Annotated in this window: 15 protein-coding genes; 8 read left to right on the top strand and 7 right to left on the bottom strand. The window is 65.2% G+C overall.

What is annotated here, in order from left to right; genetic code table 11:
- Nucleotides 1-58 precede the first annotated feature (58 nt).
- The 4 genes from OUZ49_RS16455 to OUZ49_RS16440 all read left to right on the top strand — a co-directional run bounded on the left by OUZ49_RS16455 (nucleotide 59) and on the right by OUZ49_RS16440 (nucleotide 6,415).
- Entirely contained in the window at nucleotides 59-1,297 is a 1,239-nt protein-coding gene (locus OUZ49_RS16455; protein ID WP_266151654.1) for a parallel beta-helix domain-containing protein, read from the top strand.
- 11 nt (nucleotides 1,298-1,308) lie between these two features.
- Nucleotides 1,309-2,454, top strand: a complete 1,146-nt coding sequence (locus OUZ49_RS16450) for an SO2930 family diheme c-type cytochrome (RefSeq protein WP_266151653.1) — start codon at nucleotides 1,309-1,311, stop codon at nucleotides 2,452-2,454.
- Between the two features lie 61 nt (nucleotides 2,455-2,515).
- On the top strand, nucleotides 2,516-4,996 hold the full coding sequence (locus tag OUZ49_RS16445; RefSeq protein ID WP_266151652.1) for a TonB-dependent receptor: 2,481 nt from the start codon (nucleotides 2,516-2,518) through the stop codon (nucleotides 4,994-4,996).
- Between the two features lie 6 nt (nucleotides 4,997-5,002).
- Nucleotides 5,003-6,415 carry a coniferyl aldehyde dehydrogenase gene (locus OUZ49_RS16440; protein ID WP_266151651.1) on the top strand — a complete coding sequence of 471 codons (1,413 nt, stop codon included), beginning with the start codon at nucleotides 5,003-5,005 and terminating at the stop codon, nucleotides 6,413-6,415.
- A 200-nt stretch (nucleotides 6,416-6,615) separates the two neighbouring features.
- Here OUZ49_RS16440 and OUZ49_RS16435 read toward each other — a convergent pair whose 3' ends face one another.
- Nucleotides 6,616-8,055 (bottom strand): OmpP1/FadL family transporter, encoded by a 1,440-nt coding sequence (locus OUZ49_RS16435; RefSeq protein ID WP_266151650.1) that lies wholly within the window; start codon nucleotides 8,053-8,055, stop codon nucleotides 6,616-6,618.
- A gap of 294 nt (nucleotides 8,056-8,349) precedes the next feature.
- Between OUZ49_RS16435 and OUZ49_RS16430 the strand changes: the two genes are divergently transcribed.
- Together OUZ49_RS16430 and OUZ49_RS16425 are read left to right on the top strand one after the other, a co-directional pair.
- Nucleotides 8,350-8,658 (top strand): YcgL domain-containing protein, encoded by a 309-nt coding sequence (locus OUZ49_RS16430; protein WP_380005250.1) that lies wholly within the window; start codon nucleotides 8,350-8,352, stop codon nucleotides 8,656-8,658.
- 72 nt (nucleotides 8,659-8,730) lie between these two features.
- Nucleotides 8,731-12,198, top strand: coding sequence for an ankyrin repeat domain-containing protein (locus OUZ49_RS16425; RefSeq protein ID WP_266151648.1), 3,468 nt, complete (start codon nucleotides 8,731-8,733; stop codon nucleotides 12,196-12,198).
- Here the strand turns inward: OUZ49_RS16425 and OUZ49_RS16420 are convergent.
- The 5 genes from OUZ49_RS16420 to OUZ49_RS16400 form a co-directional block, all read right to left on the bottom strand.
- Nucleotides 12,117-13,286: a glycosyltransferase family 9 protein gene (locus tag OUZ49_RS16420; RefSeq protein WP_266151647.1), complete on the bottom strand. Its 1,170-nt coding sequence runs from the start codon at nucleotides 13,284-13,286 to the stop codon at nucleotides 12,117-12,119. The two genes, OUZ49_RS16425 and OUZ49_RS16420, sit on opposite strands and share 82 nt — an antisense overlap.
- 237 nt (nucleotides 13,287-13,523) lie before the next feature.
- Nucleotides 13,524-15,365, bottom strand: a complete 1,842-nt coding sequence (locus tag OUZ49_RS16415) for a monovalent cation:proton antiporter-2 (CPA2) family protein (RefSeq protein WP_266151646.1) — start codon at nucleotides 15,363-15,365, stop codon at nucleotides 13,524-13,526.
- A gap of 98 nt (nucleotides 15,366-15,463) precedes the next feature.
- Nucleotides 15,464-16,354, bottom strand: coding sequence for a LysR substrate-binding domain-containing protein (locus tag OUZ49_RS16410; protein WP_266151645.1), 891 nt, complete (start codon nucleotides 16,352-16,354; stop codon nucleotides 15,464-15,466).
- A 154-nt stretch (nucleotides 16,355-16,508) separates the two neighbouring features.
- Nucleotides 16,509-16,658, bottom strand: a complete 150-nt coding sequence (locus OUZ49_RS16405; RefSeq protein WP_266151644.1) for a hypothetical protein — start codon at nucleotides 16,656-16,658, stop codon at nucleotides 16,509-16,511.
- Nucleotides 16,646-17,731 (bottom strand): hypothetical protein, encoded by a 1,086-nt coding sequence (locus tag OUZ49_RS16400; protein WP_266151643.1) that lies wholly within the window; start codon nucleotides 17,729-17,731, stop codon nucleotides 16,646-16,648. The genes OUZ49_RS16405 and OUZ49_RS16400 overlap by 13 nt, the downstream gene beginning before the upstream one ends.
- A gap of 394 nt (nucleotides 17,732-18,125) precedes the next feature.
- On the opposite strand from OUZ49_RS16400, the gene OUZ49_RS16395 reads away from it, so the two are divergent.
- A complete protein-coding gene (locus OUZ49_RS16395) occupies nucleotides 18,126-18,689 on the top strand; it encodes a DUF4865 family protein (protein WP_266151642.1) in 564 nt (187 codons plus the stop codon).
- A gap of 12 nt (nucleotides 18,690-18,701) precedes the next feature.
- Nucleotides 18,702-19,082, top strand: a complete 381-nt coding sequence (locus OUZ49_RS16390; protein WP_266151641.1) for a tautomerase family protein — start codon at nucleotides 18,702-18,704, stop codon at nucleotides 19,080-19,082.
- A 490-nt stretch (nucleotides 19,083-19,572) separates the two neighbouring features.
- Here OUZ49_RS16390 and hemB read toward each other — a convergent pair whose 3' ends face one another.
- Nucleotides 19,573-20,565, bottom strand: a complete 993-nt coding sequence (gene hemB, locus OUZ49_RS16385) for a porphobilinogen synthase (protein WP_266151640.1) — start codon at nucleotides 20,563-20,565, stop codon at nucleotides 19,573-19,575.
- Between the last annotated feature and the right edge of the window lie 25 nt (nucleotides 20,566-20,590).

The raw sequence follows: 20,590 nt of genomic DNA, 5'->3' as shown, positions 1-20,590 counted from the left end.
GGATTCCGAGACAGTGGCTCGTCAAGCACACTGTCGCACCCGGGGAAGCAAGGCAACCATGCGCAAAACTCATCTGGCCGTGATCATTCCGTTCCTGCTGGCCGCCTGCAGCAGTCAACAGGCCCCCACGCAGAGCAGCACCGACGCCTCCTTCGAGGCCAAGCTCCAGCAACAGTTGCTCGACGCCAAGCCGGGCAGCGTGATCGAGATTCCCGCGGGTCACTACCATCTCCAGCGCGGCCTGAGCCTGCGCACGGACGGCGTGACCATCAAGGGCGCCGGCAAGGACCAGACCGTACTGTCGTTCAAGGGCCAACTGGTCGGCCCCGAAGGCCTGCTGGTCAATGCCAACGACTTCACCATCGAGAACCTGGCCCTGGAAGACACCAAGGGCGATGCCCTGAAGATCAACCAGGGCAGGAACATCACCATCCGTGGCGTGCGCGTGGAATGGACCGGTGGTCCCAAGACCACCAACGGTGCCTACGGCCTGTACCCCGTGAAGACGCAGAACGTCCTCATTGAAGACTCGGTCGTCATTGGCGCCTCCGACGCGGGCATCTACGTCGGCCAGTCCAACAACATCGTGGTACGCCGCAACCATGCCGAATACAACGTGGCCGGCATCGAGATCGAGAATTCGGTGAATGCCGACGTCTACGACAACATGGCCACGCACAACACTGGCGGCATCCTGGTGTTCAACATGCCGAACCTGTCGCAGGCCGGCCACAGCACGCGCATCTTCAAGAACCAGGTGGTGGACAACAACACCGACAACTTCGCCGCCAAGGGTGCTGCGGTAGCCAGCGTGCCGCGCGGCGCCGGCGTGGTGGTGAACTCCAACGACAAGGTGGAGATCTTCGACAACGACATCTCCAACAGCCAGACCGCCAATATCATCATTTCCAGCTACTTCTCCACCAACTACTACAACACCCGGGGCGTGGCGGCCGACTACAACCCCTACCCGAAGGGCATCTTCATCTACGACAACCGCTTCAAGGGTGGCGGCGATTCGCCCGACGGCCTGAAGTTCAAGGCATTGAAGACCGCCGTCTACGGCATCAACGGCAAGTTCCCGGACATCCTGTGGGATGGCTATGTGGACGAGAAGACGCAGGTGAACGGCCTGCCGCCCGAGGGCGACCGCTTCTGCATCCAGAACGGCGACGTGGGCGTAATCAACGCCGACGGCCCGCACGACTTCAAGAATCCCAGCACCGACACCAAGCCGTACCAGTGCACGCTGCCCAAGCTGCCGCCGGTTGTGCTCGATCCGGAACCGAAAGCCTGAGGCAGTCGTCGATGATGAAGTATTGTTTGCGTGCCGGCCTGTTGCTGGCGTTGCTGCTGGTGAGTGCTTGCCACCGTGGCCTGGATCCGGTGGCCTTCCAGGCGGAGGGCCGTCCACCGAAGCTGAGCGACTGGCATGTCGTGGAAGTGCGCGGCGGCAAGCTCGTGCTCAACGAAGGCGTGGTGCCGTACGACCTCAACACGCCGCTGTTCACCGACTACGCGCACAAGCTGCGCACGATCTGGATGCCCAAGGGCGTCGCCGCCAAGTACGACGCCACCGATACGTTCGACTTCCCGGTCGGTACCATCATCAGCAAGACCTTCTATTACCCGAAGACGGCGGACGGGAAGTTCAGCGACGTCGCGCGCACCTACGACAGCTCGCGCGATTTCGCCGGACAAGGCCTCGACCTGGCCAACGTGCACCTGGTCGAGACGCGCGTCCTGGTGCATCGCGAAGCGGGCTGGGCGGCCATCCCGTATGTGTGGAAGGATGACCAGAGCGACGCCGAACTGGCGCGTACCGGCGCGGTGATTCCGTTGACCCTGGTCGCCGATGCCGGCGAGCGCGAAGACTTCAACTATGTGGTGCCCGACGAGAGCCAGTGCTCCAGCTGCCACGCGCAGGACTGGGTCACGCGCAAGATCCATCCGATCGGACCCAAGGCGCGCCATCTCAACCGCGACTATCACTACGCGGGCGGTGAGGAAAACCAGCTCGCCCATCTCATGAAGGTGGGCTATCTCACCGGCGCGCCAGCACCGGCGGAAGCGCCGCGCAACGCGAACTGGATGGACACGCATGCGTCGCTCGACGCGCGTGCGCGTGCCTATCTCGATATCAACTGCGGGCACTGCCACAATCCGAAGGGCGCGGCCAATACGACTGCGCTGACGCTGGACGTGAGCGCACCCGAAGACCGTCACCTGGGCATCTGCAAGCCGCCCGTCGCGGCCGGTCGCGGCACGGGTGATCATATGTTCGACATCGTGCCAGGCGTTCCGAACGACTCCATCCTGCCGTATCGCATGGACTCGGCCGATCCTGGCGTGATGATGCCCGAGTTGGGGAGAAGCACAGTGCACCGTGAGGGCGTTGCACTGATCAAGGCATGGATCGCGGCGCAGTCGGGGGGCTGCGTCGCGATTCATTGAATGCTCTGCAAGCCGCGGGCTGAAACCGCGGCTCTACATATACAAAGGGGAGAAACCGGTGATGACCATGCGTCCACGTCCGCTGTCCGTTTGCCTGCGCCGCCTGCTGTTCGGTGGCACGGTATGTCTGCTCGGCAGCCATGCCGCCGTCGCGTTCGCTGACGATCAGACGCAGCAGACACCACCGGACACATCAAGCGCAGGTGCGAGCAGCACCGCCGCGAACCCGGACAGGGCGAAGCTGCTCGGCAACGTCACCGTGACGGCGCAGAGCCGCACCCAGGAAGTGCAGTCGGTGCCGATTGCGCTGCAGATCGTCACCGCCAAGCAGATCGATACGCTGGCGGCGACCGACCTCAGCAAGATGGATATCTTCGTGCCGGGCCTGGTCGTCGACGCCAGCCAGCCAACCCAGCCCACGTATGAATTGCGCGGTATCAGCACCTCCAACTTTGGTGTCGGCACCGAATCCGCCGTCGGCGTCTACGTCGACGGCGTCTATGCGGCGCGTTCGGGTGGCGCCTTGCTGGCGTTCAACGACATCGCGCGCATCGAAGTGCTGAAGGGTCCGCAGGGCACGCTGTTTGGCCGCAATGCCGCCGGCGGCGCGATCTCCATCGTCACCAACGAGCCCACCGACAAGTTCGAGGGTGACGCGCGCGTGCGCATCGGCAACGAGGGCCAGCGCTATGCCGACGCCTTGCTCAATATCCCGATCAACAAGGACATGGCGCTGCGCCTGAGCGTGCTGGACAACCAGAGCGACGGCTGGATCAAGGATGCCGCCACCGGCAAGGAATACGGCGGTGCGAACCAGTGGGGCACCCGCGCGGTGTATCGCTGGAACATCACCGACGATACCCGTGTGCTGCTGTCGTGGGATCACGAAAAGCTGAACCAGGCGCCGGAACCCGCCATCGGCCTGATTCCGCTGTCCAATGACACGAACCAGCGCGCGCCGTTCCCGGCCGATCCGACCACCTATCTCAACCCGCTGCACGCGCCGCTCTACAACGACGCGATTGGCGCGGCGGAAACGCGCCGATTCGACGGTGCCACGCTGTCGATCGATCATTCCTTCAGCTGGGGCAGCCTGGTCTCGACCACGGCCTGGCGCGGCTTCGACACCTTCAATCGCGGCGACTACGACGGCACCAACCACGTCGTCACCTACCTCGACACGACCAATGTCGAACACAACAACAGCTGGTATCAGGAGTTCAAGCTCACCGGCAACAACGACCTGATGGACTGGGTGAGCGGCGTCAGCTACTACCAGGAACAGGCACGCCAGCAGAGCCAGACCAATACCAATACGAGCAGCCTCGACACGCTGGCGCAGAATGTCCTTGGCGTCGGTACGCCGCTGACCGACATCACCAATGGGCTGGCCGCGATGGGCCTGCCGTTCTCACTGCTTGGTTATCCCTGGCACGAAGCCATCAGCAACGACGGCAACTTCAAGGCGTATGCGGCGTTCGGCGACGTGATCTGGCATGTCAACGACAAGTTCAACATCACCACCGGCCTGCGCTATACGCGTGATGAGAAGGACTTCAGCTGGTACAACATGCCGCGCAGCGCACCCGCGTTCGACGGCGTGATTGCCGGGCTCAACGGGCTGGGCATCACCCAGCTGCTGCCGCCGCAGGCGCAGATGGCGCTGGCCGCGTTCGGCGGCAATGTGATCTTCCCGAACTTTGTGGGCGTGCCGGTATCGGCCCACAATACCTGGAACAATTTCAGCCCCCGCGTGGTGGCCGACTACAAGTTCACGCCCGATGTCATGGGCTATGTGTCGGTGACGCGCGGCTACAAGGCGGGCGGCTACAACAGCGTGGAAGTCGGCTCGACCTTCGCACCGGAAACGGTGACGAACTACGAGGCCGGCATCAAGAGCCTGTTCCCTGATCAGAACCTGCTGCTGAATGCCTCGATGTACTACTACCGCTACAACAACCTGCAGTCGCTGGCGCTGGACCCGAACAGCGCCGGTTCGGCCGTGCCGGTCTATATCGTCAACAGCAGCAACCAGGAAGCGAAGGGCCTGGAGCTCGAAGCCCAGTGGCGACCGATCGAAAGCTTCCGCATCAGCTTCAACGGCGCCTATATCGATGACACGTATCGCAATGCGACGGCGCCCGATGGCACCAACCTGGACGGCCAGCCGACCGGCACGCCGAAGTTCTCTGCCGCCGCCTCGCTGGCCTATACATGGCATCATGTAGCGAACGGCGATGTGGAGTTCGACCTGTCGCAGGCCTATCGTGGCAAGGCGCGCTGCAATTCCGATTCGCAGGTGCAGGGCTCGTGCAATATCAGCCCGAACTTCCAGATCGGCACCAGCCAGCAGCGCACTGACGCGCGCCTGGGCTGGAGCGCAGCCGGCGATCGCTGGGGTGTGGCACTGTATGGCACCAATATCTTCAACAAACGGTACGTGACCGGCGTGAACAACATCAGCACCAGCGTGTTCGGCACGCCGTTCGCCAGCATTTCGCCGCCACGCGTGTACGGCGTCGAATTGCATGCCAAGTTCTGATCCGACATGACCGAAACCAGCCAGTCTCTCAACGCCACTTTCCTGCGCCTGCGCAACGCGCAGGCGCAGGACCCGATGCCTGCGTGGCCGGTGCGCGCCGCCCGCCTGCGGGCGTTGGAGAAGATGTTGACCGAACAGCGCGATGCCTTTGCCAAGGCCATCAGCGCTGACTTCGGCCATCGCCCGGTCGAGGAGACCGAACTGCTGGAGATCTACCCGAGCCTGTCCAACCTGCGGCACTCGCTGCGCCGGGGCCGCCGCTGGATGCGGCCGCGGCGCGGGCTCGCCAACATGGTGTTCCTGCCTGCAAGCATTTCGCAGCTGCCACAGCCACGCGGCGTGGTCGGCATCATCGTGCCGTGGAACTACCCGATCTTCCTCGCCGTCGGCCCGCTGATCGACGCGCTCACCGCGGGCAACCGCGTGATGCTGAAGATGAGCGAGTACACGCCACGTTTCTCGGCGCTGTTCGCCGAGCAGGTGGCGCGCTACTTCACGCCCGACGACGTGGTGGTGATCACCGGCGACGCGGACGTTGCCCAGGCCTTCACGGCCTTGCCGTTCGACCACCTGCTGTTCACCGGCTCGACCGCGGTCGGTTACCACGTGATGCGCGCCGCGGCCGCCAATCTCACCCCGGTGACGCTGGAACTGGGGGGCAAGTCACCAGCCATCGTCGGTCCGACGGCGCGGCTGGCGCACGCTGCCGAGCGCATCGTGGCCGGCAAGCTGGTGAATGCCGGGCAGACCTGCATTGCGCCCGACTATCTGCTGGTTCCGCGTGCAAGGGTCGCCGAATTTGTCGACGCCGCCCGCGCGGCAGCGGCACGGCTGTATCCCTCGCTGGACACGCTGGGGCAATACGCCACCGTGATCACCGACCGCCAGTACGCGCGCCTGGCCAAGCTGCGCGACGATGCCGTGGCCGCCGGCGCGCGCCTGGAGCCACTCAGCGAGGCGCAGGAAGACGTTTCGCGTCGGCTGATGCCGCCGGTGATACTGACGGGCGTGAACGACAGCATGGCCGTGATGCAGGACGAGATCTTCGGCCCGCTGCTGCCGCTGCTGCCCTATGACACGCTGGACGAGGCGATTGCGTACGTCGCTGCGCATCCGCAGCCGCTGGCCTTGTATCTGTTCGAACAGGACCGCGCCAGCATCGACCGCGTGCTGTCACGCACCCATGCGGGTGGCGTCACCGTCAACGACACGATCTACCACATTGCGCAGCATGGCATGCCGTTTGGTGGCGTGGGCCCTTCCGGCATGGGCGGTTATCACGGCGAAGCCGGTTTCCGCACGTTCTCGCACATGAAGCCGGTATTCCACCAGTCGCGCATCAATGGCACCGGCATGCTCAGTCCGCCTTACGGCGCACGCTTCCGTCGCATGCTCGCGCTGCTGCTTCGCCACGGCTGACCGACGGCCCGCGTTTTTTCGATGTAGGAGCGCACCCTGTGCGCGACCACGGCGTCACCGCTACGTAGGGTGTTCGCGCACAGGGTGCGCTCCTACAAAAAAGGGCGCGTCGGGTTGGCACGATCCCCATAAAAAAACCTCCCCGCCAAGGCGGGGAGGTTTTTTTGTGGAACCGTTCGTGACTCGCGGTGTTCGGCGAATCAGAACTTGTACTGGGCCGAGAAGCTCAGCAGGTTGCCGTAGTCGTCCGAGCTGCCGGTCAGCACGTCGCCGGTGGAGCTGGTCGCGTTGATGGTCGCCTTGTTGACGAAGATGTGCGCGTACGAGGCATTGAGCACGAAATGCTCGCTGGCCTTGTAGCCCATACCGAACGACAGCAGCTGGCGGGTGCCATCGGGCACGCGCGGGTCGCGGGTGCTGTTCGTGGTCGGCGTGGTGTCGACCGCGAAGCCTGCGCGCAGCGTGACCTTTTCGTTGAGGTAGTAGTCGCCACCGACCGCCACGTACCAGCTGTTCTTCCAGTTGAACTGTTCCACGCTGGCCGGCTGTGCCGGGTTGGCGTAGTTGACGGTCAGGTTCTTGAACACGTCCCACTTGGTCCAGGACACGTCGGAACCGATGCCCCACTTCTCTTCCTGGTGCCAGTAACTGGCGGTGGCGGTGGCCGGCGTGGTGAACGGCGCGGTGCCTTCGGTGCGCGTGAACGGCACGCCGCCGGCACCGGCCAGCAGCGGAGCTACGGTCGGGCTGGACAGCAGCGCCTGCACGTTCGGCGGCATGGTGAAGTTGGCCGTGCCGGAGAGCGTGTGCGAGATCTTCGAGCGATAGTCGAAGGCCAGCTTGTCGTTCGAGGTGACCTTCCAGTACGCGCCGATCTGGTAGCCATAGGCCCAGTCGTCACCCTTGATGCGGGCGATACCGTCCGAACCCGGCGGAATGATGGTGTTGACCTGCTGGCCCAGTGCCTGCGCCTGAGCCGGGGTCAGCGCACCCGCCAGCGCCGCCTGGTTGACCAGGCCCAGACCGACCGCGTTGTAGTTGATGGCGCTGGTCAGTTCGGCCGAGGTCCGCTGCGCGATGCCGCTCAGGCCCAGCGCAAAGTTGTCGGTCACGTCGTAGGACACCGACAAGGTGGCATCCAGCGAGGTGAACTGCGACTTGATGGCGTTGTAGCGGCCGATCCAGTTCTGGTCGTACTCGGTCTGGAAGCCGAACGGCACGGTGAAGCCGGCGCCGACGTGCCACTTGTCGTCGATCTGGGTGGCAAAGAAGATCGCCGGGACCGGCATGGTGGTGCCGGCGTCGCCGCCGTTGCCGCCGCTGATCGGACGACCCAGCGCGTCATGCGCAGAACCGCTGAAGGTGGTGCCGAAATTGATGGCGGTAATGTCCGCCTGGAAATACGTACCCTTCAGGTCGGACATCGCAGCCGGGTTATTGGCCACCACCGACACGTCACCCCCCGCCGTAGCGGAACCGGCGTAGGCGCGGCCCATGGCGGCGGCGCTGTCTTCATGCAACTGGAAAGCGCTGGCTTCGGCGCGCTGCGGCGCGGCGAGCGTCCCCAGGATGGCCAGGCTCAGCGCAGCAAGCGTGAGCGGACGGCCCGCACGTGAAAATTGACGGAAAGACATCTGCATCAGCATTGCTCCTGCTTATTGTTGATCTGGCTCGGGTCGTAGCGGGAGGATTGACGATTTCGCTAATTTCATACGCGCGTTTAACACCCCCGGCCGGCACTGTGCCGGCTCGCCGCGGGGCTTGCAAGTGCAGTTGCAGCAATCTTTCTTGGGGGATGGCCACCCATGCCGCCTGTTCGTGGGCGTTGGCCGAAGATCGCGGCGTTCAGGCCGTGACAGGGACGTCAACGCCACGGACTGCTACCCTTGCAGCCCGTACCGATGCCGGTGCGCCCTCCTTAACGATTCGCGCCGATGGGTGCCCCTATGCACTGTTTTGTCTATGCCAGCCAACGCAAGCCCGATACCTACCTGTGGTTGGGCCGCCGCGACGACTTCAGCCCCCTGCCGGATTCGCTCACCCAGATGCTCGGCGAGTTGCGCCTGGTGCTCGAGGTCGAGCTCAACGACCAGCGCAAGCTTCCCCAGGAAGATGCCCAGCAGGTGATGGCACATTTGCGCGAGCAGGGCTGGCACTTGCAGCTGCCACCACAGCAGACGCTCGCCGCTGCCAATCATCTCGCCTACAAGAGCGCACCGCAGGATCGCAGCCGCGATCGTTGAACGTCACTTCGATCGACGCTGTTAACACGGGATTACCGTCTGCCCTCGTCACGATTCCTATACTCCGCGCCCATGGCCTACTCAAAAACGCGTCGCCCGCCCCCGCTGCTGCAAGCACTCGCCTGGTTCGTGCCTGGGCTGATCGCCACGGCGATTGCCGCGCTCGGCGCACACCCGCTTGCATTGATCCCGCTGCTGATCGCCAACGCCTTGACCATGGCGGCGGTGTGCCATGCCATCGGCTTCGATCCGGAGCCTCATTTTGGCCGCACCGTGCTGCGCCGGGGCGCAGCCTATCTGGTGATGTTCACCGGCTACGTGGTGCTGGTGTTTCTGCTGGTCGCCTGGCCCATGCTCCGCTTGAACCAGGCGCCGAGCCTTGGCGCGGCCCTGCTGCTCGCGGGCGCGCTGATGGTGGCGCTGACGGCGCTGTGGCGCGTCTGGCCCGCCTTCGGGCTGGTGTATGTGTGGGATGACGCCTATCCGGCGCAAAGCGACGGCTCGTGGATCTTCACGGCGACGGCGCGCAGCCTGACGTTTGGCCGCCACCTGTCGCGCGAGGAGCGTTTCTTCACACACTTCCTGCCGGCGGCGTTCGCGCTGCTGGTGCTGGCCTTCGTCGCCATCGCGCTGACCGGGCTCTACGGCGTGCTGCCGTCGGAACTGCGCACGGCGGCGCTGGCCATCTATGGCGTGGTGCTGATGCCACTGGGCTGCCTGGTGATTGCCAATCGCACCCTGCGCGCCCTGTTGTGCGAAACGCGACGCCCGCTGCGGCAGCCGTCTGCCGGCGTGGTCGAACCGCGACCATCGGCCCCGGCGCCGAAGCCCGTGCCGCAACTCAGCGAGGAAGAGCGCACCGCCGGCACGCCGGAACAGGCACGCGCCCTGTTGGCTGCCGTACGAGACAGCGACATCGAGCGCGCCCTGGCCCTGGTCGAGGCGGGCGCCGATCCGAACACCATCGCAGCCAGCGGCGAGCGCGATCAGCGCCCCGTGCTGACCCTGGCGGCCTTGCTGCCCGACACCCGGCTGTTGCGTGCGCTGATCGCCAAAGGTGCCGACGTGAACCGCGCCAATGGCGGCCTCACGCCCCTGCTCGCGGTGACCCGCGACAGCTGGCACGGCCGCGCCGACGCGGTGATGACCCTGCTGTCCAACGGTGCCAGCCCGCTCGCGGCGGACACCGAGGGCAATACCCCGCTGCACGGCGCCGTGCTGAGCGGCGAACCGATCGTGGCGGCCATGCTGCTCGACGCTGGCGCCACCATCAATGCGCTCAACAAGGCCGGCCTCAGTCCACTCGCCGTCGCCTGCCGCGCAGCCAACTGGCCGGTGGCGAAGTTCCTGCTCGAACGTGGCGCCAAACCGAATCCGCCCGATGGCGAGCCGGCGATCGTCGCCGCGGCTGGCGTGGCCGACGACGATGTGGAAGGCGTCAAGCTGCTGCTCAAGCACCGCTCCTCCGTCAATGCCGTATGTGCGCGCCATCGCAGCGCCTTGATGGCCGCCGCGGCGGAAGGTCACGAACAGATTGCGCGTGCATTGCGCACCGCGGGTGCCGATGTGGGACTCACCGATCGCCACGGCAGCACCGCCCTGATGGAAGCCTCGCGCGCCGGCGCCGTGGGCATCGTGAAACTGCTGGCCGAAGCGCAGCCCGATGCGCGCGTGCGCGACAGCCACGGACGCGATGCACTGACTCTGGCCTGCCAATCGCCACACGCGCATGCCGACATGGTGCGTGCCCTGCTTGCACTGGGCGCCGAGCCCAAGACCGTCGGCAGCGACGGGCGCAGCGCGCTGGACCATGCTGCGGCTGCCGGCCGCTGGGACCTGGTCGCCCTGCTTGACCCGGAAACCCCGCTGCCCGCCAGCCTCAGCATGGACGCGCTGCCGGAAGGCGCCGATACCCCGGCGCACCTGCTCGATGCGCTGCGCTTCGGCCACTGGGCCATCGTGTCGACCTTTGCGGCACGCGTACGCGAATGGCCGCAGGCGCAGCTGGCCCAGCTCTATCTGGATCTCTCCGCAGCGGGCCTGGGCGCGGCGCGGCGCTGGTTGCTCGATCACGCCCTCGATCCCGAGGCGCGCCTGCAACCGCAGCTGGTCGACGATGCCGACACCATCGAAGAGCGCGAGCCACAGCTGCCGCCGCTCGGTCGCCGCCTGTTCGACGCGCTGCTGCAACAGCTGCCTGCCGCCACCGAGGCGGTGGAGGATCTGCTGCAGGCCGGCGCGACGCCGGCCGGCGCGGGCCTGATGACCCAGGCCCTGCTGCGACTGGAAGACAGCGTGCAGGGCGCCGCCTTGCCTTTGGCCATGCTCGAGCGCGGCGCCGATCCGTTTACCGCGGATGCGCGCGAACGCACTCCGGTGCACCTGGCTGCCACCTTTGGGCAGCCCACCCTGCTGCAGGCACTATTGGCGCGCGGCTGCGATCCCAATACCCGCGACCATTACGGCCGCACGCCGCTGTTCGCCGCGCTGGAGCACGGCGAAAACGCGCTGCCGCTGGTGCGTGCGCTGGTGGCGCACGGCGCCGATCCCGAGGCGATCGATGCCAATGGCGAGACGCCGCTCGGCCTGTCACTGGAACACGCCGCGGTGCAGCGCTGGTTGAACTGGGGCGACTGGGCGCGTCCACGCCGGCCGCTGCGGGACGATGATCTGCCGCAGGCCGCCGCCGCTGGCGCGCTGACCGCCGTCGAGCGCCTGCTGGAACTCGGCTTCGCAGTGGACACGCGCGACCAGCAAGGCGCCACGGCCCTGCTGCACGCCTGCGGCGCCGGTCACCGCGACGTCGCTGCCCTGCTGCTGGAAGCCGGTGCGGATGCCACGCTTGCCGCCAACAACGGCATGACGCCGCTGACCGCCGCGGTTGGCGCACGCCGCGAGGCGTTGATCGCGCTATTGCTGCAGCATGGCGTCAGCGTGGACCAACGCCTGCCCGGCGATGCCACTGCACTGATGATGGCCGCTGCGCTGGGCTATCCCGAGATTGCCGAACAGTTGCTGGATGCCGGCGCCGAGGTGAACGCGGTGGATGCGCGTGGCCATGGCGCCTTGCACGCCGCGGCGCAGTTCGGCTTTGAGTACAACGACAGCCTGCGTGCCCGGCGCCTGTTCGACGCGCTGCTGAAGCGCAGTGCCGACGTAAGCCTGGCCGACAAGGAAGGCAAGACGCCACTGCTATTGCTGCTGGGTGCGCACCTGCGCCCGGGCAGCGACTGCGACGCGACCCACATCGGCGCGCTGGTTCCGGTCTTGCTGGATGCCGGCGCCGTGCTGGAACACGCGGATCAGCGTGGCGTCACCGCACTGCACGCCTGCGCCATGCACGCCATGCTGGCACCGGCGCGCGTGCTGCTGGCGCGCGGCGCCGACCGCCAAGCCGCCGATGCGTTTGGCCGCACCGCGGCTGACGTGGCCCGCGCCATCGGCTACGTCGATATCGCTCACGAATTGGCCGCGCGCGCCGGCTCGTCGATCCCGAGCGTGCGGCAGATGCTGCGGCAGCCGGCCCAGCCATCTGACTGAAGGGCATCCTCGGCCAGCTTCCTGGCCAGAGGCTCCGGCCGTGGCGGCAATTGCCGCCACGCCTGTACCACCTGATCCAGTCCGATCCGGTCGACGCGCTCAACCTGCGGCAAGCCACCGAGTACGCTGACCGCGCTGCCCACCCCGCTGCGCGGCGTCCACAGCGATGGCCACCGATTACCGAACAGCACCACCAGCGGACACCCCACCGCCGCGGCCAGGTGGGCCGGCCCCGTGTCGACCGACACCATGCTGTGCGCGGTATGCATCAGCGCACGCAGATAGCCCAGCGGCACGCCCTCCTTGGGCACGATCACCTGCGCATGCCTGGCCGCGCCACCTATCGATGCCAGATAGCCGGCTTCGGCCGCCGACCCGCACAGCAGCACGCTTGCCTGCGGCATCTCCTGCAGCATCGCGCGGGCCAGGCCAGCCCAGCGTTCGACCGGCCATGACTTTTCGTCATCGTCGGCCTGGCGCACGCCATTCCAGCGCATGGTTCGCTTGTTCGCAGGCTGCAACAGCAACAGGGGGCGGCCTTCCAGGCCGCGCTCTGCCAGCCAGACCCGAGCGCCGTTGCGCTCTGCCTGGGTAGGTGCCAGGCGGGGCGCATGCGCCAGGCCAGGCCCCGCGCCCGGCACACCGGCGAACGCGTCTGGTGTTTCATCGGCAAAGCGCATCAGCCAGTCGACCCAGTGCTCATCCGGGCGCAACGGGTGGTCCTCGATAAAGACGCAGTGCTCGCTCGCAATGCCGGCCAGCGCAAGCATGGGGCGTACCTTGGTGCGTGCGCGTACGTCGGGCTCGCAGATATAGAACGGTGCCCCGCGCATGGCACGCATCGACAAGGCGGTGCGCAAGCGCCGCGGATTGAGCCACAGGGAACCATGCTGCTGGTCGAAGTGCCTGACTTCGGCAACATCCTCATGGCCCTCGTACAGCACACGCGAGCAGTCGCCCAGCGATACCAGGATGCACTTCCTGCCGTAGCGGCAACGCAGCTTGTGCAGCAAGGGCTGCAGCAAGATGGTGTCGCCAAGACGGCCGAAGCGGATGACGACAGGATGGGCTGGAACGCGCGAATGCATGCACGAAGAGCCGGCGTCGGGCCACGCCCGATCCCGGAAGCGATCCGCCCCTCGACGGCACGGCTTCCCGGCCGCGCCATCTTTCCTTATTCGCGTCGAAATGAGTTGCGAACGCGGCGAAAGTTGCCACGTCTGCCTTGCGTGTACCGGCGCGAGCATGAAGCGCATGGTCTTTGCGCACTCGCGAGCGCGCATCGAAGGCATCGCACCGATCGACGTTGCCGCGCCGACGCAACGCTAGCGCGTCACATCCTTGTCATCCGGCGTCACGCCGGTGGGCCGGTTGCGCTCGCGCGCGGGCTCCGGCTCGGCATCGGCCTGGAACAGCTGGTCGAGATCCTTGAGCGCTTCGCGCGAGGTCTGCACGATGCGCGCGTCGTCGTCGTAGACCAGGTACTGCCGCGCGAGCAGCTCGGCGTCGTTTCGACGGAAGCGCTCCACACGGTCCGCCGCCAGTTCCGGCGTCATGCCCAACGCCTCCAGCGTCTGTCGCGTCATCTTGAGGCTGGAATACAGCGTTTCACGGATCGGGCCATCCACGCCAAGATCCATCAGGCGCCACACATGCTGGCGATTGCGTGCTCGGGCGACGATCTTCAGCTTCGGATACAGCCGGCGCACCACGCGCGCCGTGCGCAGGCTCGCCTCGGGATCGTCCGTGGCCAGCACGAAGACCTCGGCCTGGTCGATCTTCGCCGCGCGCAGCATTTCCGGCCGCGCCGGATCGCCGTAGAAGATGTTGCTGGCACCACCGAAGCGCTGCACCATTTCGATCTGCTCGACCGAGGGGTCGAGCGCCACAAAAGAGATGCCCTGCGCGCGCAACACGCGCGCCACGATCTGGCCCATGCGGCCATAGCCGGCGATGATCACCCGCGGCGAATCGGCCGTGATGGTGTCGAACTCCCGGGTCTTCTTCGGCTTGGTGCCGAACGCCCGGGCGCACAGCACGACCAGCAATGGGGTCAGCGCCATCGACAACGTGATGACCAGGACCTGCAGGTTCTGCTGTTCGATGGAAATCAGGTTCTGCTCGCGCGCCAGCTTCAACACCACGAAGGCGAACTCGCCGCCACAGGCCAGCAGCACGGCCAGACGCAAGGCATCGCGGCGATCGAGCGCGCCCACGATGCGACCCAGCGGCCACAACAACACGCCCTTCATCAACATCAGGTAGCCGACCAGCGTGGCCACGCGCAACGGTTGCTGCAGCAGCAAGGTGACGTCCATCGACATGCCGACGCTGATGAAAAACAAGCCGAGCAATAGTCCCTTGAACGGCTCGAGATGAGACTCCAGGTCATGCCGGTACTCGGAGTCGGCAAGCAGCACACCGGCCAGGAACGCGCCAAGCGTCGCCGACACGCCGACCAGCTCCATCAGCCAGGCGGTACCCATCACCACCAGCAAGGCCGTGGCCGTGGATACCTCCAGCGAATCGGTCTTGGCAACGAAACGGAATACGGGCCGCAACAGATACCGCCCACCCACCATCACGGCGATGATGGTGCCCACCATGCGCGTGACCGCCGTGAGATCGAAGCCGTGCTTGGTCGAGGCGCTGGCCAGTAAAGGCACGGCGGCAATCAACGGGATCGCCGCAAGGTCCTGGAACAACAGGATGGCGAACGCCTGGCGGCCATAGGGCGAGCCGGCCTCCTTGCGTTCGGCGAGTATCTGCAAGCCGAACGCCGTGGACGACAGGGCCAGGCTACCACCCACGATGCTCGCTGCCTTCACCGTAAGACCGAACAGATAGTAGGCTGCAGCGCCCATCACGATGCCCGTCGCCAGCACCTGCAACACGCCGGTGCCGAACACGGAACGACGCATCACCCAAAGACGTTGCGGCGACAACTCCAGGCCGATCACGAACAGCATCAGCACGATGCCAAATTCGGAAATGGTGGCGACCCCGGCGGTGTCGTTGACCAGGCCCAGTTCCTGCGGACCGATCACGATGCCGGCCAACAGATAACCCAGCACTGAGCCCAATTTGAAACGCTTGGTCAACGGTACGGCGATGACCGTCGCCACCAGAAAGACCAGGGCCGTCTGCAGGAAATGGTGGCTATCCATTCGCGCGCTCCATTCGGGCAACGGCCATTATTCCTCGCCCTTGCATGCAATAAACCACATCCAACCGATGGCGCACCCCGGGTTGACGGTGCGGCCCATCACATGACACGCGGCAATCCCTGCCACTGCTGCGCAATGATGTTCGCCAGTCGGTCGACTGCCGGTGATGGCTCGGCATCGGCACGATGCAGGCAGAGCCCCAGCGTGCCGAGCGCCGGCAAGCTCGTTTCATGCGGTGCCAGCGCACGGACGCTCGACGGCAAGCCGAATGGCGTGCGCACCGACACCCCCAGGCCGGCCGCTACCGCCGCCCAGATACCGGACAGGCTGGCGCTGGTGAATGCGATGCGCCAGGGCATGCCGGCGTGATCGAGCGCGGCGATCGCCGCCGTGCGCATGAGACAGGGTGCTTCCAGCATCACCAGCGGAAGTGGGTCACGACCATCGCGTACGGTTAAGCCCTCGGCATCCGGTCCACCGATCCACAGCAGCGGCGCATCGCCCAAGCGTTCGGCATGCGGGGACACCGCGCCCGCGTCCCAGGCCAGCGCAAGATCGAGCCGCCCAGACGCTAACCGATCAAGCAACTCCGCATTGCGTGCGATACGCGCTTCGATGCGCACCTTGGGATGCGCCCGCGCGAAGCGTCCCAGCACTTCGGGCAACAGGGTTTCACCAAAGTCTTCTTGCAGGCCCAGCCGCACCCAACCTTCCAGCTCGACGCCCTGGAGCGCCGTGGCGGCTTCGTCATTGAGTTCCAGCAGGCGCCGCGCATACGACAGCATGGTCTCGCCGGTCTCGGTCAACACCATGCCCCGCCCCGACTTGCGCAATACCGGCGTGCCGGCCTGTTCCTCCAGCTTCTTGAGCTGCGCACTCACCGCTGAAGTGGAGCGTCCGAGGCGCTCCGCCGCCTTCGCAAAGCTGCCCAGCTCAACGCCGGTGACGAAGCTGCGCAAGACATCCAGATCGAACGTGACACGTCGCATAGATCATCCCATCGCGCGGGAAACCGAGCGCAGTCGCTCCCGCTTTTCAGCAAGAGATTGCTGCCCGGCGCCGGTGGCCGTCAAGCGAAACCGACCACCGCACGCACATGGATCGCGTGCCCCTTGTCCCTGCGCAGTGGGCGTGAGCTACGCGTCAGGGCGGCGTGACGGCCTGGCTGCCTGAGAGGTAGTACTGGGAATACGCCACGCTGGCCGTCGGATGCAGCACCCAGAACGCCAGCACGAAGTAGAACACCAGCAAGGCAACGATGAGCAGCGGGTAGAAACGGCTCAGACGACCCATGATTTCACCGCCATCCACGCTATGTACATATAGGCCAGCCCAAGCACGAAGATGGGCATGAAGATGATCATGGTCGCCCGCCGGCTGATCACGTTTGCCAACACCAGCAGGATCGGCGCCTGCCACCAGATATAGCGCGGCATCGACTGCAATCCCGTCCACAGTGGAACCAGCGTGCAAAACAGCGAGAACAGCCCCAGCGTCAGCCGCCGCGTGAAGATCAGGAACAGTGAGGCGACCAGGGCCAGCACCGACATCAACGCCCAGATCAGGTGGATGTTGCCGCGCTCGAAGCCGCCGACGATCACCGCCAGCGGATTGCTGAGCGGGCGTCCCCAGGCCTTCTGCACGTGGATGAATGCCAGCGCATCGCCGGTGACGGCATGCAGGTGCAGCATGAACAGCGCGAGGCCCAGCGGAATTAGCAAGCCGCCCAGCACCATTTCCAGCTTCTGCTCACGGCTTGCCGGCAGGAAGTGTTGGGCGACTACCACGGCGTAGGGCAGCGCCACGAAGATCCCGGGCACGCGGGTGGCCGACAGCAAGGCGCCGAGCAGGCCGCAAGCCAGGTATCGACGGTCTTTCAGGAACACGAAGAACGCGCAGGTCAGCAGCAGGAATAGCGGCTCGGTATATCCCGTGTTGCCATAAAGGGCGTAGGGACTCAGCGCGACAATCATTCCCGCGCAAAGCGGCGGTACGTTCTCGCTGTATCTCGTCGCGAACTCGATGAAAGCGTAGATCGAAAAAAGGAACAGTACTTTCCCGAGCAACACCGACGCCAACGGAATCGACAGCGAGGTTGCCGTGTTGATCAGCAGTACCAGGAGGGGAAACAGCGGGAAGAACGCCCAATTGGCCTGGTGATTCGCCGCGGTCGCCGTCTGTGCATAGCCATGCAGGGAAATGCCCGCATACCACTTGCAGTCCCAGTAGCAGACGTCCAGCACATGGCGGTGGTAAGCGAACGCGACCAGCAGCTCAAGCAGCTGATGGACTGCGAAGAGCCCCACGGACAGCCATAAGGCATAGAGGCGCTCGTGACGCCTTGAGCCCTCCCCTTCGAACATCATTGCGGTACACCCTCGTGGAATCCCCGCCCCCATCATAGCGGTCGACACAGCCTTGGAGGATCTGGCGGGATGGTGATCGCGGCCGTCAATTTTTGCGCTGGACGAAGCATCTGCGCACGCCTGGATCTCGGGCAATCATCCCGATTATCAGCAATGACAATCAAGAATTTCCCGCTTTTCTGAATGAAAAGACCAGTCTAGAGTGGAATCCTGCGAACTCACAGGGCAACCACCACATGAACGACGCCGCTCGCCGTGACCTGTGCCCACAGGATCGTGACTCCGGCCGGAAGAAAATGGCCGGGCTGACCACGCCCGTCGCGGCCCATACCGGCTGGACGCGTGCGGTCAGCACAGGTCATCCGGTACGTAGCCCCGATGGAGCCGCCTCGACATGATCGCGATGCAATACAGCTTCGTGCTGCCCGCCGACTATGACATGGCGATCGTGCGCCAGCGCATCGCCGACAAAGGACACGTGCTGGACGATTTCGAAGGCCTGCACCTGAAGGCGTATCTCTACGCCGAGCGTGGCGCGACATCGCGGGACAATCTCTACGCGCCGTTCTATCTATGGGAAGACAGCGCCGCCATGCAGCGCTTTCTCGGCAGTGCCATGTTTGCCGGCCTGGCCCAGGCTTTTGGCTGGCCAAGCATCCAGTGCTGGCCGGTATGGGACGCCTATCTCACGCCGGATGCACGCCTCGCCCGCTTCGCTACGCGGGATGTGGTCCGCATTGCGCCCTACACGGCTCTTGATGTGCTGCGTGAGCACGAGCACGGGACCTTGCAGGACGATCTCGATCACGGCGCACTGGGCGCTGCGAACGCATTCGAGCCCACCACCTGGACGCGCGTGCGCTTTCGGTTGTGGGACGAGCCAGACCCGGCCCTCGCCGCGGAACATCGCCAGCTTTATCACGTCGGTCACATCTCCCAACCGCAAGCCCACCACTAGGAACTCCCCCCCATGCCCCTCGTCCGCATCAGCCTTCGCCGTGGCAAGCCGCCGCAATACATTGCCGCCATTCGCAACAGCATTTATCGCGCCATGATCGAGGCGTTCAACGTGCCGCAGAACGACCGCTTCATCCTCGTGCACCAGCACGATGCCGATGAGTTCGATTACGACGCGAACTATCTGGACATCCCACGCACCGACGACCTGGTGATCATCCAGATCACCTGCAACAACACGCGCACCGTTGAGCAGAAGAAGGTGTTCTATGCACGCGTCGCCGAACTGCTGAGCACCGAACCCGGCCTGCGCCCGCAGGACGTGTTCATCAGCCTGCTGGAAACGACCAAGGAGAACTGGTCGTTTGGCAATGGGATTGCGTCGTACGCATGATCGGCGCGCTCCAACTCCCTCTCCCCTCCGGGGAGAGGGTTGGGGTGAGGGGCGGGTGCTCGCGGTAGCCCTACAACCGAGCGCTATCGCCAGCCCAGTCGCGGCATGACGGCAAGCCCACGCCTTAAGCCCTCTCCGCCTAGGTGCGTTGCGGTGTAGCTGCTGTGTGTCGGCCATGGGCCGACACCCGTCCGGCTGGCCACGCCCGTCAGGCTCGCATCCAACGTAATGCTACGAGCTCTTCAGGCCATTTTCTTTGGGTTACTTTTCTTTTGGGCCAGCAAAAGAAAAGTGACTCGGCTGCCGGCAGGCAGTCGAAACGCCCGCTGCGTAAGCGGCACCCTCGCAGCCACGCTCAGTTGTCGCGCTACCGCGAGCACCCGCCCCTCATCCCAGCCTTCTCCCCGGAGGGGAGAAGGAGCACAGAGCGCGCCATGTCCATCACGACTAGGCTATCAACGCGTCCTTGAGGGAGGTAATCAAGCAACCCCTATTCCCCGCGCAACCACCGCGCGGCATCGATAGCGAAATAGGTAAGGATGGCATCGGCACCCGCGCGCTTGAAGGCGGTGAGCGATTCGAGCACCACGGCCTTCTCGTCCAGCCAGCCGTTCTGTACGGCGGCCTTCAACATCGCGTACTCGCCGCTCACCTGATAAACGAAGGTGGGCATGCCAAAGGCGTCCTTCACCCGACGCAGCACGTCCAGGTACGGCATGCCGGGCTTCACCATCACGGCATCGGCGCCTTCGCTGATGTCGAGTTCGATTTCGCGCAGCGCTTCATCGCTGTTGCCGACATCCATCTGGTAGGTGTGCTTGTTGCCCTTGCCCAGGTTCGCCGCCGAACCCACCGCGTCGCGGAACGGACCGTAGAACGCCGAGGCGTACTTGGCCGAATAGGCCAGGATGCGCGTATGGATGTAGCCGGCATTTTCCAGCGCATCGCGAATCGCGCCGATGCGGCCATCCATCATGTCCGACGGCGCCACGAAATCCATGCCTGCCTCGGCCTGCGCCAGTGACATCTTGATCAGCGCCTCGATGGTCGGCTCGTTCATCACGTAGCCGTCGTCGTCGATCAAGCCGTCCTGTCCATGCGTGGTGTACGGGTCGAGCGCAACGTCGCCGATCAGTCCCAGCTCCGGATACTTCGCCTTCAAGGCGCGCGTGGCGCGCTGCATGAGGCCCTGCGGATTCCAGGCTTCGCGCGCATCCTCGGTTTTCACTGCGCTGCCGGGCGAGGGAAACAGGGCGAGCGCCGGAATGCCCAGGCGCACGCATTCGCCCGCCAGCTTCAACAGTGCATCGATGGACAGGCGCTCGACGCCGGGCATCGATGGCACCGGCTCGCGCTGGCCCTCGCCTTCAATCACGAAGGCCACCATGATCAGGTCGCTGGGCAACAAGGTGTTCTCGCGCATGAGCGCGCGGGAGAAAGCGTGGCGGCGCATGCGGCGCATGCGGACGGCAGGGAAGCTCATGGGCGGACTCTCGCGTAAGACATCG

Origin of the sequence: Dyella halodurans, from assembly GCF_026283925.1 — a bacterium.
GTDB classification, from domain to species: Bacteria; Pseudomonadota; Gammaproteobacteria; order Xanthomonadales; family Rhodanobacteraceae; genus Dyella; species Dyella halodurans.
Note: the sequence above shows the minus strand (reverse complement) of the source record. Positions and strands in the feature narration are given on the sequence as shown.